This window comes from Bradyrhizobium sp. WSM4874, from assembly GCF_055811835.1.
In genome coordinates this window covers 12,923-26,423 of the sequence record NZ_JBVVPR010000008.1, presented here as the reverse complement: position 1 = coordinate 26,423, position 13,501 = coordinate 12,923, and the positions used below count along the sequence as shown (strand labels likewise).

At 61.9% G+C, this 13,501-nt stretch carries 14 protein-coding genes; 10 read left to right on the top strand and 4 right to left on the bottom strand.

What is annotated here, in order from left to right:
* The first annotated feature begins 74 nt into the window (after positions 1 to 74).
* Both AC0L3P_RS10540 and AC0L3P_RS10535 read left to right on the top strand, forming a co-directional pair.
* Positions 75 to 1,217: an alpha/beta hydrolase family protein gene (locus AC0L3P_RS10540; protein WP_473301817.1), complete on the top strand. Its 1,143-nt coding sequence runs from the start codon at positions 75 to 77 to the stop codon at positions 1,215 to 1,217.
* 97 nt (positions 1,218 to 1,314) lie between these two features.
* Positions 1,315 to 2,127, top strand: coding sequence for a transglycosylase SLT domain-containing protein (locus AC0L3P_RS10535; protein ID WP_473301919.1), 813 nt, complete (start codon positions 1,315 to 1,317; stop codon positions 2,125 to 2,127).
* 225 nt (positions 2,128 to 2,352) lie between these two features.
* On the opposite strand, the gene AC0L3P_RS10530 is transcribed toward AC0L3P_RS10535, so the two are convergent.
* Positions 2,353 to 3,165 (bottom strand): response regulator, encoded by an 813-nt coding sequence (locus AC0L3P_RS10530; protein WP_473301816.1) that lies wholly within the window; start codon positions 3,163 to 3,165, stop codon positions 2,353 to 2,355.
* Between the two features lie 246 nt (positions 3,166 to 3,411).
* Between AC0L3P_RS10530 and AC0L3P_RS10525 the strand changes: the two genes are divergently transcribed.
* The gene (locus AC0L3P_RS10525) at positions 3,412 to 3,624 is read left to right on the top strand and encodes an MBL fold metallo-hydrolase (RefSeq protein ID WP_473301815.1); all 213 of its coding nucleotides are present in this window, start codon (positions 3,412 to 3,414) and stop codon (positions 3,622 to 3,624) included.
* Entirely contained in the window at positions 3,624 to 4,256 is a 633-nt protein-coding gene (locus AC0L3P_RS10520) for an MBL fold metallo-hydrolase (RefSeq protein WP_473301814.1), read from the top strand. The genes AC0L3P_RS10525 and AC0L3P_RS10520 overlap by 1 nt, the downstream gene beginning before the upstream one ends.
* Positions 4,257 to 4,286: 30 nt before the next feature.
* On the opposite strand, the gene AC0L3P_RS10515 is transcribed toward AC0L3P_RS10520, so the two are convergent.
* A complete protein-coding gene (locus tag AC0L3P_RS10515) occupies positions 4,287 to 5,177 on the bottom strand; it encodes an aldose 1-epimerase family protein (protein ID WP_354057402.1) in 891 nt (296 codons plus the stop codon).
* A gap of 436 nt (positions 5,178 to 5,613) precedes the next feature.
* Between AC0L3P_RS10515 and AC0L3P_RS10510 the strand changes: the two genes are divergently transcribed.
* The 4 genes from AC0L3P_RS10510 (at position 5,614) to terL (ending at position 9,888) form a co-directional block, all read left to right on the top strand.
* Positions 5,614 to 6,243: a hypothetical protein gene (locus tag AC0L3P_RS10510; protein WP_473301813.1), complete on the top strand. Its 630-nt coding sequence runs from the start codon at positions 5,614 to 5,616 to the stop codon at positions 6,241 to 6,243.
* 313 nt (positions 6,244 to 6,556) lie between these two features.
* A complete protein-coding gene (locus AC0L3P_RS10505; RefSeq protein ID WP_473301812.1) occupies positions 6,557 to 7,921 on the top strand; it encodes a site-specific DNA-methyltransferase in 1,365 nt (454 codons plus the stop codon).
* Positions 7,893 to 8,459, top strand: a complete 567-nt coding sequence (locus AC0L3P_RS10500) for a DUF5681 domain-containing protein (RefSeq protein ID WP_473301811.1) — start codon at positions 7,893 to 7,895, stop codon at positions 8,457 to 8,459. Before AC0L3P_RS10505 ends, AC0L3P_RS10500 begins: the two co-directional genes overlap by 29 nt.
* Complete coding sequence (terL, locus tag AC0L3P_RS10495; protein WP_473301810.1) at positions 8,425 to 9,888, top strand: phage terminase large subunit; 1,464 nt, start codon at positions 8,425 to 8,427, stop codon at positions 9,886 to 9,888. Before AC0L3P_RS10500 ends, terL begins: the two co-directional genes overlap by 35 nt.
* A gap of 92 nt (positions 9,889 to 9,980) precedes the next feature.
* Here the strand turns inward: terL and AC0L3P_RS10490 are convergent, their stop codons facing one another.
* Entirely contained in the window at positions 9,981 to 10,235 is a 255-nt protein-coding gene (locus AC0L3P_RS10490; protein WP_473301918.1) for a helix-turn-helix domain-containing protein, read from the bottom strand.
* 71 nt (positions 10,236 to 10,306) lie between these two features.
* On the opposite strand from AC0L3P_RS10490, the gene AC0L3P_RS10485 reads away from it, so the two are divergent.
* Both AC0L3P_RS10485 and AC0L3P_RS10480 read left to right on the top strand, forming a co-directional pair.
* Positions 10,307 to 11,131 (top strand): YqaJ viral recombinase family protein, encoded by an 825-nt coding sequence (locus AC0L3P_RS10485; protein ID WP_473301809.1) that lies wholly within the window; start codon positions 10,307 to 10,309, stop codon positions 11,129 to 11,131.
* Complete coding sequence (locus tag AC0L3P_RS10480; protein ID WP_473301808.1) at positions 11,115 to 12,263, top strand: ERF family protein; 1,149 nt, start codon at positions 11,115 to 11,117, stop codon at positions 12,261 to 12,263. The genes AC0L3P_RS10485 and AC0L3P_RS10480 overlap by 17 nt, the downstream gene beginning before the upstream one ends.
* 239 nt (positions 12,264 to 12,502) lie before the next feature.
* Here the strand turns inward: AC0L3P_RS10480 and AC0L3P_RS10475 are convergent, their stop codons facing one another.
* Entirely contained in the window at positions 12,503 to 13,426 is a 924-nt protein-coding gene (locus AC0L3P_RS10475) for a glycosyltransferase family 2 protein (protein ID WP_473301917.1), read from the bottom strand.
* Positions 13,427 to 13,501 lie beyond the last annotated feature (75 nt).

Here is a 13,501-nt window from a genome sequence, read left to right as displayed (position 1 = left end):
ACAACACGCGCGAGGGGGCGGCCGTTCCTGAGATCATGCTATGGTCTTTCGATCGGGGCTATTCGAGTCGGGGCATGACGCTGTTTCAGAGGCTTTTGGTTGTTCTGATGGCCGGGCTTGCGACCGCTGGCATCGCGCCCGATGCGATGGCCGCGGAGTTCTACACCGAGGATTTGCGTATCCCGATGGCCGAGGCCGGACCGCAGGGGCTGGAGGCGTTCCTGGTTCGGCCGGCCGGGACCAAGCGCTATCCGCTCGCACTGCTCAGCCACGGCTCGCCGCGCAGTTTCGACGATCGGGCGACGATGTCCGCGCACAAATATTACGGCATCGCTCTCGAATATGCCCGGCGCGGCTTTGCCGCGCTGATCGTGATGCGGCGCGGCTACGGCACCTCGCCCGGTGGGCGCGTCGACAGCGTCGGGGGCTGCGCCAATGCCGCTTATCTGCCGGCCGCGGCGGTCGCGGTGGCTGATTTACGCGCGGCGATCGAGGCGATGGCGCGCCGAAGCGACGTCACCACATCAGGCATGATCGCAGCCGGCCATTCCGCCGGCGGGTTCGCCACCGTCGCGTTGACCGCGCAGGCGCCAGCGGGTCTCGTCGCCGCAATCAGCTTTGCCGGCGGACGCGGCTCGCGCGACGACGACGACGTCTGCAATCCGAACGGGCTGGTGCAGGCCTTCGCCACGTTCGGCAAAACCTCGCGCGCGCCAATGCTGTGGGTCTATGCCAGCAACGATTCCTACTTCGGTCCCGAACTCGCGCGCCGCCTCCATGACGGATTTCGCGCCAATGGCGGCAACGCGAAATTCATCGCAGCGCCGCCCTTTGGCGACGATGGCCACTATCTCTATTCGGTCGTGAGCCGTCCGCAATGGACGCCGTATCTCGACGCCTTTCTACGCGAGCGAGGTCTCGGCCACGACATCCTGAGCCCGCCCGATCCGCTCCCGCCGCCGGGCCAGCTCAGCGAGGCCGCGCGTGCGGAGTTTGCGCGCTATCTCGCCAGCACGATGCCGCACAAGGCTTTTGCGGTATCGCCGAACGGCGGTTACGGCTGGCGTTCGGGGCGCGCAACGGCCGACGACGCCCAACGCGATTCACTTGGCGCCTGCACAAAATGGTCGCCCACCTGCACGCTCTATGCGGTCGACGACAAATTGACCGGGGCTGCGCCAAGCATATCAACCGACCAGAGCTCGCGGTCGCGATAGCTTCATTGCGCCGCCGGCCGCTCGCGCCGTCCGAGCCGGGCCGCCCCCCGGGCCGTCAGAGAATCGGTTGTTAACTCGAAAGATATAATACGTGTCCATGCTGCGGGATCGAACACACATCAATGCCCGCGCAGCGTGGACACACGTTGCGATCGCTGTGCTTTGGTTGGCATCCACCTCCGTGCACGCCCAGAACGACGTGGAACCGGCGTTGGCGGCGGGCGCTCGCGATGCAGATCTCGGCGCTGGAGAGACGCCGGCCTCGCGGGCGGCAATCCGAAAAATCATCGAAAGAGAAACGGCCAAGACCGATCTGCCCGCGGACATCGCGGAGGCCGTCGTCTTCGTTGAAAGCGGATACAATCCGGCCACCATTGGCGCCGTCGGCGAGATCGGCCTCATGCAGGTTCGGGCCGAAACGGCAGCGATGCTCGGATTCCGGGGACATAACGCAGAGCTCGCAGAGCCCGACATCAACATTCACTACGGCGTTCTCTATCTGAGCCGCGCATGGCGCCTGGCAGGCGGGGACCTTTGCCGAGCCCTGATGAAATATCGAGCCGGTCATGACGAGGAGTCCATGACCCCGCGCTCCCAGGTTTATTGTAATCGCGCCCGCAATCGTCTTGCCTCGATGAACTCGACGAATGTGGGAAACCAGGCTGCGGCCGTCCCAGATGTGGCACCGGCGCCAGCACCGACACCCACCGTCTCGAAGTCAGCGCACAATCAGAGGTCGGCGCACAATCAAAAGGGAACGGCACAGCCGAAGGACGTTTACGCGCGTTACCGTCAAGGCACGGCGGTCGCGAGCAGGGCCTATTGGGCAGCACAGGAAGCCCGGGTGCGCCTCATCAAGGCGCGCGTCGAAGCCAAGTGGAAACGGGTCGCATCACGCCAATCGAATTAGAATTGCTGCCTTGAGACGACCAGCGGTTGGACGAACGACATTTTTGAAACCGAACTTTGAAACCGAACCTGAATAGAGATCATGCACAATAGTTTGAGAGTTTTGTTTGCAATCGTCGCGACCGGCGCAGTGGCCTTGTCGGCCTTTCTCGCGATTCGGTTCCTGGTCGGTTTCAGTGGCTGAACCCGACGGCGCAGCCGGCACCATTTCGTGCTGCGCCCGAGTCTAGAGCCGCTCGCTCAGCGCGAGCTTGTAGCCGACGCCGGTGACTGTGGTGATGACGGGCGTGCCGCTGCCGACCAGCTTGCGGCGCAGCCTCGCCACCAAGGCATCGACAGTGCGGATATCGACCTCGGCCTGGCGATTGCTGACCACCTCGATCAGATAGTCGCGGCTGAGCGGTCTGCCGTCGGCACCGACGAGCGCCGCGAGCAGGTCGAATTCGGCGCGTGTCAGCGCCACCGGCTTGCCGTCGCTGCCGAGCAGCTCGCGCCGCGTCAGGTCGATGATCCAGTCGCCGAAGGCGATCGAATTATGGTTGCGCGCCGCCTTGCGGTCGATCGAGCGCCGCCGCAGCACGCTTCGCGCGCGCGCGAGCAGGTCGCGCAAATTGATCGGCTTGGTGACGTAGTGGTCGCCCGCGATCTCGAGGCCGAGGATGCGATCGACGTCGGTGTCGCGGCGGGTGACGAAGATGATGCCCGCGTTGCTGGTCGCCTGGATCTCCTTGGCGAGATCGAAGCCGTCACCGTCGGGCAGCTGCACGTCGAGAAAGACGAGATCGGTCCGCGTCCGCAGCGCCTGGCGGCATTCGGCGCAGGAGCCGGCGCCGACCACGTCGAAATTGTTTTCGCTGAAATAGCCGACCAGCATCGTCCGCGTCACCGGATCGTCCTCGACGACGATCAGCCGCTCGCGGCCGGCGACACGCAATTCCTGAACTGCGGAATCAGCCACGATGTTGGATGTCCTGTGTGCTTGCGGGCCGGCCTGGAAGCTCAGGTCGCCGAGCGCGCCGTCCTGTGAACGTACATTCACGACTGTTCGAGCCCCCTCGAATTGCCTGCTGCAATACTAGGCGCGTTATCGCGCCCAAACAACATTGGTCACGAACCAACTGGATTAAGTATGAATTGGCCCACACTTCTCATCCCACGCATCATGTTCGGGAGCCCCGCACAAGCGGCTGTTGTGCGGGCTGAAGCCCATCCCGCGGCCGCTTGCCACGCCAAGAGCTTCAAATCTACTGTGGCGCCCGAAAAGCCTGACCCAGGAGGTGGCGCCATGGAAGTCATCCTGCTCGGCACCGGGGGCCCGCGCCCGGACCCGCGCCGCATGGCGACGACCACGCTGATCAGGCTCGGCGAGGAAAATGTCCTGATCGACGCAGGCCGCGGCGTCATGGTGCAGCTCAGCAAGGCGGGCGTGCCGCTCGGCTCGATCAACACGGTCTTTCTCACCCATCACCATTTCGACTCGGCGACCTCTACGATGTGATGCTCAATTCATGGTTGCACGGGCGCAAGGACGATCTGCGCATCTATGGACCGCCGGATACCGAACGGCTCGTCAATACGCTCGTCACGCAGGTCTACGACAAGGACATCGCCTGGCGCGATCAGGGCGAGCCGAGCTTTGGCGGGTGGAAACCTGTCGTCGCGACCGACATTATACCGGGCCCCGTTCTCGACACCGGGCGCTGGAAGATCAGCGCCGAACTGGTCTCGCATGGCGACGGCCTCGACATGTCGCCGGCCTTCCTCGCACGCTGGATGTGTCTCGGCTATCGCTTCGAGGCCGAGGGCAAGGTCATCGCAATTTCCGGCGACACGGTGCCCTGCCCCGGTCTCGAGCGGTTGGCTCAGGGGGCCGACCTGCTGGTCCAGTGCTGCTTCCTCGCCACGCCGGAGATCGACAACGAGCACCTGCGCCGGCTTGCGAAATTCACGATCGCCTGCGGCGATACCGTCGGGAAGGTCGCGGCCAAGGCCGGCGTCAAGAAGCTCGCGCTGACCCATCACCGGCCTCGCACCGACGATTCCATGCTGAACGCGCTGCTTGCGGACGTCAGGCGGGACTACGCAGGTCCAGTCGTGCTCGGCGAGGACCTCACACGGATCGAGGTCTGAGAACTCGAGATGCGCGAAGGCCGTCCGGCCTCAGGACGATCCAACCTCAACCCGAAACGACAACTGCTCCTCCGTTCCGGGCGCGATGTGCATCAGGCCCGGCTTGTCGGTGAACTCGCCGTCGAAGCCGGCCGGACTGGCATAGCCGCGCCAGGGCTCAATGCAGAGGAACGGCGCGCCCGACGGTTTCGACCAGACGCCAAGCTCGCGAAAGCCTCGCCATGACATTTCCAACCACGGCCCGGCGGACGCGCCCTGCTCCGCGGCATAACGGACCGAATTGCTCGCGATCCGATCGAAGATGATTGCGTCGTCGACGAACAGGGATTCGGACAAGGGCAACACGGAGCCTTTGATCGGGCTCGGCTCCGTTGCCGGACGCAGCAAGCCGCCGTCGAGACGGCGGACGGGAGATGGCTCTGCGTTCGCGAAGCTCAGCGCGTAACTCTCCTTCGCCAGTCCCGGTTGGAGCGGCCAGTTGAAAGCGGGATGGCCGCCGAGCGAGGCCGGCAATATCTCCTTGCCGGTGTTCGCGACGACTAGTGAAAGATCGAGACCGGATTCGTCGAGCGCATAGGTTGCCGTCAGGCGGAACGCGAAGGGGTAGAGCGCGCGCGTCGTCTCGCTGTCTTCGAGCACCAGGACACAGCGACTTTCGCCACGTTCCGCCCACGCAAAGCGGCTGTCACGCGCGAAGCCGTGCTGGGTCATCCGGTAGGTCCTGCCCCGGTGCCGCAATTCGTCATTGGCGAGACGCCCGACGATCGGAAACAGCAGCGGCGCATGGCGCGGCCAGGCCGGCTCCGCCTGCCAGACGAACTCGACGCCGGCATCGCTCGCCAGTGAACACATCTCCGCGCCTTGCGCCTTGATGGTCGCGGTGAGGCCGCCGCTGCGGATCGTGTGCGTGTCGTCAGTCATGCGACATATCATACAGAGTCCGATCTGTTGTCTACTTGAACAATTTGGATCTGGCCCGGCAGCTAGCACCGGCTGGTTACAACTGAGCAGGGCCTTCTTCGTCTCGGCGTTGGATGAGCCGCGGCAACAAAGCCGGTACGGGAACGGGTCGAGGGTTTGGGAACCGTCCCGATGGTCGATCCCTGCAAAATTGAGATTGCAGCGTGATTTTCGCCAAATGCAGTGACACCGCGAAATTGATTGCACCGAAAACGTGCATGTAAACCGCCTGTTACTAGCCATTCTCCCTGTATGAACGAGCAGGGACCCATCGTGACTGGCAGGGACGGAGGAGTTAGAATGCGTACACTTGGAACAGGAACATTGGGCCACCCCTGGGCCGCCCCCGATCGAGCTTTAACGTTCCACCGAACGTGCCTTGAGCAACAGGTGACGCATGCCAGCTAGGCAATCGGATGATGAGACGATCAACGAATTGATGGAGTTAGCCGGCGTCTCGACCGCTGATCACAAGGCGCGGGGTTGGATCGGAAGTGCCTTAGCGGCTTCTCGAGCTCCTGCCGCCTATGAACCGCGGCCGTCCCCCGCCAAACACAACGCGCCGCTCAATGCGATTGAGCGGGCCACGGACCGGTTGATTGCAGCCCTTAACGCATTAAAGTGTCACGGTCACGCCCATAGCTATTTCTGGAGAGCTGCAGCGTTCGGGCCCATTCGCGATGCCAACTCCGAGGCGCCCACTGTCTTGGCCACCGTGAAAAGCATTCGCCATGCCGCACGCTCGGCACGCATGACCCAAGCGGGGCGCCCCCGAAATTACCGCAAACAGCACTTGGTGGACTTAGCGTTAGCATTTTGGGCAAGATTTTCGCTCAATAGACCGAGCAGCGACCAGCAGAACAAGTTTGTGGACTTTGCCAGCCTGTTGTACGAACAGGCAACGGGGGTGTCGGTCGAGCGCAAGGGCCACGGCATTGAGCGGCAAATTAAAGTGGCGTTGCGACGGCTGCCGATTGAAGCGCAACGCGCAACATTGCTGCACGTAAGTCCGTCGAAGACTGCCTGAGCTCATTCTTCTCACGGGTTCGGCATCCTGTACAACCGAGGTCGGTGTGCTTCGCCTTGGACCAAGCCCGCAGCAAAGCGAGCCGGGTACAAACGTGCCAAGGATTCGAGGTCGGCAATCGTGAAGATCGAGTTCTTTCAAAGTCAATGCGCGCCTGGAGCCAAAGATTGCCTCCTAGTCAGCACTGCAGCGATCCTCGCTGGCCGTCGGGGCCAACGACGGGACAAAATTCGCCGCAAGTCGTCTTGAGTTTCGTCCTTCAGTTACGGTCCACCACGGGCATTGTTGCACTTTGCAATCACTGGAGTGCTGGATGTCAAAGATCGACTCGGACCGACTGGCGGTCGAACACTTGTCCCCTCACGACCTGAGGCCGAACGTCAGCAACGCCAAAATTCACCCCAAACGGCAAATTGAAAAGATTGCCAAATCGATCAGACGGTTCGGCTTCGTCAACCCCGTGCTCATTTCGGATGACATGGAAGTCGTCGCGGGTCACGGCCGGGTGGAGGCTGCGAAGCATCTCGGGCTGGAGCACGTTCCTGTTGTACGCCTGTCCGGCCTCACCGCCGCGGAGCGACTTGCCTACACTCTCGCGGACAACCGGTTGGCGGAGTTTGGCCGCTACGACCGCAAGAAAGTGGCGATCCAGCTCAAGCAGTTGCAGTGTCTCCGATTCGATGAAATCGACGTCACGGGATTCGCACTAGACGACTTAGACATCCGGCTCGACCAACCTGCAGAGCTGAACGGCCACCACGTCGGTCCCGACGACGAACTGCCCACACCGGGAAAGTGTGTGGTGTCGCACCGGGGTGACCTCTGGAAGTTGGGGCGTCATTACCTCCTGTGCGGCGATCCCACCAGCGCCACCGATGTCCGACGTCTCATGCGAGGCCAGCTGGCCGAGGTGGTTTTTCTTGATCCTCCCCGTTGTGTTGCGGCCGGAAGTTTTTCTGGACTCGGCGGGCACTTCGATCCCGAAGTCGCCATGGCGCAAGGCGCGAGGTCGGAGCCGGACCTCAACAAAATCCTCTCGTCCGCCTTGCGGCTTGCAAAAGCGGCCTCCAAGGCTGGCGCTATCACGTTCGCGTTTTCGAGCGCGCTGCAACTCTACCACTTGCTCGCCGCCGCGCGTGACGAACAGCTGCCGCTCGAGACCCTGATCGTGTGGGCGAAGCGCGATGCCGAAATTGGGGGGCTTTATCGATCCCAGCACCAGTTGATCGCCGTGCTTAAGACCCCCGATACTGGCAATCTCAAGTGTTCTAAACCTACCCAGCACGGTCGCCATCGCAGCAATCTTTGGGAATATGCTGGCGCTAGCTCCCCTGATGCGAGCCGCGCCGACGAGCTGGTGATGCGCCCCTCTCGGCCCGTCTCGCTCATCGGCGATGCTATCCGGGACGTGAGCGGCCAGGGCGCCATTGTCCTTGATACGTTCGGAGGTACCGGTAGCACGCTGATTGCCGCCGAGAAGACCGGGCGGCGCGCCTATCTGCTCGAGGTCGAGCCCGCTTACTGCGACCTCATTCTCCGTCGCTTTCACCGTAGCACGGGCCAAGCCGCAGAACTGGATGGCGAAGGCCTGACCTTCGGTGACGTGGAAAAAAGCCGACTCGCCGACCGCACCAGCCTGTCGATCCACAATGACAGTGAGGATTGCAGTGGCACCTAAAACACCGCTGCAAGGGCATGATCCGGGCAACAGGTCCGCCGGGAGCACTCAGGGCTCTCCCTCTTTGCCTGCGGAGGAAACCTACAAGGTTGGCCCGGGTCGCCCGCCGAAAGAGCATCAGTTCAGGCCCGGGCAGAGCGGGAACCCCAAAGGCGCCAGGCGGAAGGCGCCATCGCTGGTCCCCGACCTCAAAGAGCTCTTCGAACGCGCATTCAACCGCAAAGTAAAACTGGCGCAGGGCGAGCGTGCACGCTTGATCACGATGTGGGACGCCGGCATGCAGCAGCTTGCTGTTCAGTTTGCCAAAGGGGACCGGAACGCGCGCCGCGATGCTTTCTGGATCGCCGAACGCTTGGGTGCCGGGTTCTTAACACCGGCAAAAGCGCTCGGTGAAGTTCTCGCAGGGGATCGTCAGGCGGTCCTCGATGCTTATGTCGCACGGCAAACACAGCCGTCGGTCTCCTCCGCGCCATTCCCGGTTTTCGCACCTCCCGAGTTGTCGGATGACGATGCGCCAAATGAAGCCGATAAAACATGAGCACATGAGCGTGCCGACACACGTCGAGCCAAATGCGGAGGTCGCTCTGCGGGCACTACTCGCCCATGACCTGACTGCGTTCACGCAATTTGCCTTCGGTGTGGTGCGGCCAGAAGTCGAGTTTAAACCGAACTGGCATCTCGAGGCCATCACATATAAGCTGTCCCAGGTCGCTGCAGGTCTCATCCGACGTTTGATCATCACCCTGCCGCCACGTTCGCTCAAGTCACTGTGTGCATCGGTTGCGTTGCCGGCATGGTTTCTCGGACATTCTCCGTGGGAACGCGTGGTCGTGGTCTCCTATTCCGATCTTCTTGCGCGCACCCACGCCAGCGACTTCCGGCGCTTGGTGAATGATCCGCTCTACCTCGCTAGCTTTCCCAACATGCGCATCGACCGCGAGGCCGACCGCGAGATCCTGACCACCAAGCGTGGCAAACGTATCGCGACCTCGATCGAGGGGACGCTCACTGGCCTCGGGGGAAACCTGATTGTCATTGACGATCCCTTGAAGCTTGGCGACGCCATGTCGGATACGGTGCGGGCGCGGGTCATTGAGTGGTATCGTTCCACCCTACTTTCGCGCGGCGACGACAAGACCGCGACGCGTATCGTGGTGGTCATGCAACGGGTCCATCAGGATGACCTCGTCGGCTACCTGCAGGAGCAAGGTGGCTTTGACGTCCTCAATCTTCCTGCAATTGCGCAACACTCGCAAACCTATGACCTCGGTCGTTGCCGCACCTACAGGCGACAGCAGGGTGAGCTCCTCCACCCTGCGCATGAGTCGGTGGAAGTGCTGCGCGAACTGAAGCGTGAGATGGGGCCAATCGCTTTTTCGGCACAATACCAGCAGAATCCGACCCCGCCTGGCGGCACGATCATCAAGAAGAAATGGCTCGTTACCTACGATCAGATATCATCTGAGCCTGGCGATCGCATCGTTATGAGCTGGGACATCGCTTTGAGTGAAACCCAATCTGGCGATTATTCCGCCTGCGTCATTCTTCTGGTTCGCAAGGAAATCGTGTTCGTTCTCGAGGTGGTGCGCGGCCGATTTCCCTTCGAAACCTTGAAGAGAAAGGTCATGGAGGTCAAAAGAAGGTACAGATCATCAACGCTTCTGATCGAGGATTCTCCGATCAGTCTGGGCCTCATTCAGAGTCTGCGAGAGCAATCCGTCAACGTGACGTCTTACAAGCCGGGCACTGATAAGCGCGCGCGATTGATTGCGCAGACCGACTTGTTCGCTGGAGGTTCGGTCCGTCTTCCCCGACGCGCCGGATGGCTGGAACAATTCGTAGCCGAGCTGCTCGCATTCCCCGGTCGCCATGACGATCAGGTTGACGCGCTCACCCAAGGCCTCGCTTGGGGCCGCGAGCACTGGAGCAGTCGAACCTTCATCGGCACTTACCGAGGAGCCTGTTAGGTGGTTGCGCCGTTTATTATGAGCGATCTCATCATCGATCGGGTTCGGAGGACACTGCAATGAATGGACTCAGACGACGCGACGGCTACCCGTCATTGCGTGGGTTTCCTCAGTCGAACGCCCGGTCCACCTGCATTCTCCTCGATGAACTCGATCCCCGCAGAGGAAAGAGCGCTCAAGATTTTAGAAGCCGTCTCGGCGCGCCCCCCAAGGACGTCGTCTGAAGCTTCCAGGCGCTTGATGGTTGGAATCGAGACCCCGGCCGTTGCCGCTAGATCATCTTGCGACCAGCCAAGTAGAGCCCGCGCTGCCTTTATTTGCCTAATTGATACTTTTAGTATTGACATCGTTGCCAGCGGAATAGATACTTTTAGTATCAATTCATCCTTCTTGAATCACCTGACCCAGGATTACAGCGATGCACGTAATTGCCAACAGAATACTCGACAGGCGCACATTTATCGGGGGGTCCGACGCCAGGATCATTATGGGAGAGGATGAAGACAAGCTCGCCAGACTTTGGCGTGAGAAGCGGGGCGAGCTCGAGACCGAGGACCTGAGCCAAGAACTGATTGTCCAACTTGGCAGCATCACCGAGGACCTCAACCGAGCCTGGTACGAGCGAAATAGCGGCCACACGGTCGAAGACGTTCAGCGAAGGGTCCGACACCCGATCCACAGATGGATGGGCGCGACATTGGATGGCCGCGTCTCGCAAACTGGAGCCGTGTTCGAAGCCAAGTTCATGCTGCCTTGGAATTTTTCCGAGGAAGCGGCCGCCGACAAGCACATGGCCCAGCTTCAGCACAACATGTGGGTGATCGCCTCCCGCTCGGCCGTGCTCTCAATCATCACGGGCGGTGGCAAGTGGGTCGAGATCAAAGTCCAAGCCGATCCGCTCTATCAGCACCTGCTGCTCACGGCCGAGAAGAAATTCTGGCGTTGCGTTCAAAGCGGCGAGCCGCCTGTACTGTTCAACATCGAAACGCCACGTCCACGGCTTGACGCCGTCAAGGTCGTGGACATGTCTTCTTCCAATCACTGGGCCGAACTAGCTGCCACCTATCTTCGGACGCGCGAGGCGCACGGCGAGCATGAGACCGCTAAAGCCGACCTGAAGAAGCTGGTGCCGGAGGACGCCAAGGAAGCCGCAGGCCACGGCATCAAGGCCAAACGCTCCAAGTCGGGCGCGATCAGCTTCGAGGCGCAGCCTACGGAGGCCGAACGTGCACCAATCCAGTGAGCGGATCGGCGCCATCGCTGCAGCCCTCGCCCGGGCCCAAGCCGAACTGACAAACCCAGAGAAAACACTGACCGCGGTGATCCGCTCGCCGTTTCCGCGCGAGGACGATCGCACCTTCCGCTACGCCTCCCTCGCCTCGGGTCTAGAGATCGTTCGCAAAACCTTAAGCCAGCAGGAGATTGCCACCATCCAGACCACCCGGATTGAGGCCTCCACGGCCCAGATCCATCTCACGACGCTGCTTGCCCATTCCTCCGGCGAGTGGATCGCCTCGGAGTGGCCGGTCTGCGCTGCCAAAGACGTCGAGGCACCGCATCGGATGGGGGCCGCGCTCACCTATGCAAGGCGCTATGCCCTGTTCGCTCTGGTCGGGATTGCCGGGGAGGACGATCTGGATGCTCCCGACGCGCTGGCCGGACCGCGCGGGGCGGAGCCGCAAGCCCCTCTCGGCGCAAAAACGAAGCGGACTCAGGGCCTTCTCAACCGCGCGCCGGTGCTAGATCCACCGCGGTCGGCTGAGCTCCGCGAGCAACTGTTGAGCCAACTTGAAGCTCTGCTGGCCAGCGAAGGCTTGCTCGCCTGGGCGAAGGCCAGCCTCCCGCTCAAGAACACCCTTCTGGAGGCGGATGCCCGGCTCGTCGAGTCCGCTTATCAGAACAAGCTTGAAGACGTTGCCCGTTCGCCGGCCAGCGGCGTCGAACCAACGCCCGAAATATCATCGGAGCTGCTCCCGGATGCCGTCGCAGGAACCCACTTGACGCCGCACCCATCACTCCAGGAGGTTGGGCTCGCCCATCCGAAGGAGCCTCCACGCAAGCGCAGCAAGGCCCATTTGGTGTTTGTCCGAGAACAGCCCTGCCTCGTTTGCCAGCAAACTCCATGCGATGCGCATCACCTGAAATTCGCACAACCAAGCAGCCTTGGGCGGAAGGTCAGCGACGAGTTCACGGTGCCACTGTGCCGCGCCCACCATCAAGAGCTGCATAGGTACGGCAATGAACGAGGATGGTGGACGAACCTGCAGATCACGCCGTTGCAGGTGGCGCTGGACTTGTGGGCGGCTGGCCCCATCCGCGGCCCAGCCACAGCTGCGGTTCTGAGTGAGGCCGCTTCCGAGCGCCCGGAGCCGTGAACAGCTCGTCCGCGGCGCCGCAGCTCGCTTCCACGGCGCCGCAGCTCGCTCGACGGCGCTGCCGAAAAGCGACGCGCCGTTCTTCCCATTGGTCGCTACTGGTTTGTCTGCGATCTGATAGGGCGTGAGTCAGAGTTCAAAAATTCGAGCAGAGGAGTTTAGCGACCGGGGGCAGCGGAAAGCCTGCCCGACGTGGCTTGTAAGTGGTAGGCGCAGGCAACAGGCCTAACGGCTCGAGCCTATCGGCTGTTCGGGCGAGCCCGGGCCGGATCCGGCGCACCGATTGGCAAACCGTTCGCCGAGTGGCCAACCCCGACCCCGGGGACGCTTACGGCGCCAGCACCGGCAGCGCTGTTTGGTGCGGCTGTGTTTGTACCTCGGGTTGCGGCGCGCTGCTCCGCCGACACCGCACCAGCCGTCGTCTTTTGCTTCGCGCCCGGTTCGCCGATCCGAAAACACGAACTCAGCTCCGGAAATCCGCGCTGCCGCGGTCCCAGCCGTGCTTGGAGCCCCGAGCGCAACCAGCTCAGAACGTCGCGTGGCAGCTGAAACGTCAACGCTTTAACCGCCAGCAACGGATGCCGACGAACTACGAGCGCCAGGCAAGTTGCAAAATAGCCAAATTTGCGGCTGGCCAGGGCCACCCGCAGCAACGCGACGCTATAGATTTGAACTCCAAGCCTCAACCTGTGCGCCCGGTCGGGATGGGAAACGGCCATCTCGTCTGCGACCAGCATATAGGACCGTAGCATACTCGGCAGGTTGCTCGACATATTTTCCGGCAAAAGGCGGTAGCCAACCAGATGTTCGGGAACGACAGCGAAGTGATATCTTTCAGCCACGCGGCAATAGAAAAGCAGATCCTCGCAGCCCTGCGCGCCCGCCGCGTGGAGCTTGCTGTCGAAGCCATTGACGGCATGCAGTGCTTCCCGGCGGACGAGGATCCCGCTGCCGTTACCTACAAAATTCCATGTGAGGATGTCGTCCAGGACATCGCCTGCGCAATAGACCGGAGCCGCCTTAACGAGCTCCCGGCTCTTGGCGTCGATGCGCACGTGCCAGCTGTAGGCAAGGCCGGTCTTTTCTCCTGCCGAAATAAGGGCCTGAAGCTCGCGTTCGACCTTGGTGGGCGCCCAAAGATCATCGGCATCGACGAATCCGATGAAATCGGCGCGAGCGCTTTGCCACCCGCGATTGCGGGCCGCCGCGACCCCGCATGGTCCTGCCTGATGATCCTG

Bases quoted from the DNA above. Each gene is read 5' to 3' on its own strand.
- AC0L3P_RS10540 (WP_473301817.1), top strand. From the start codon at position 75: ATGACGCTGTTTCAGAGGCTTTTGGTTGTTCTGATGGCCGGGCTTGCG.
- AC0L3P_RS10535 (WP_473301919.1), top strand. From the start codon at position 1,315: ATGCTGCGGGATCGAACACACATCAATGCCCGCGCAGCGTGGACACAC.
- AC0L3P_RS10525 (WP_473301815.1), top strand. From the start codon at position 3,412: ATGGAAGTCATCCTGCTCGGCACCGGGGGCCCGCGCCCGGACCCGCGC.
- AC0L3P_RS10520 (WP_473301814.1), top strand. From the start codon at position 3,624: ATGCTCAATTCATGGTTGCACGGGCGCAAGGACGATCTGCGCATCTAT.
- AC0L3P_RS10515 (WP_354057402.1), bottom strand. From the start codon at position 5,177: ATGACTGACGACACGCACACGATCCGCAGCGGCGGCCTCACCGCGACC.
- AC0L3P_RS10510 (WP_473301813.1), top strand. From the start codon at position 5,614: ATGCCAGCTAGGCAATCGGATGATGAGACGATCAACGAATTGATGGAG.
- AC0L3P_RS10505 (WP_473301812.1), top strand. From the start codon at position 6,557: ATGTCAAAGATCGACTCGGACCGACTGGCGGTCGAACACTTGTCCCCT.
- AC0L3P_RS10500 (WP_473301811.1), top strand. From the start codon at position 7,893: ATGACAGTGAGGATTGCAGTGGCACCTAAAACACCGCTGCAAGGGCAT.
- terL (WP_473301810.1), top strand. From the start codon at position 8,425: ATGACGATGCGCCAAATGAAGCCGATAAAACATGAGCACATGAGCGTG.
- AC0L3P_RS10490 (WP_473301918.1), bottom strand. From the start codon at position 10,235: ATGTCAATACTAAAAGTATCAATTAGGCAAATAAAGGCAGCGCGGGCT.
- AC0L3P_RS10485 (WP_473301809.1), top strand. From the start codon at position 10,307: ATGCACGTAATTGCCAACAGAATACTCGACAGGCGCACATTTATCGGG.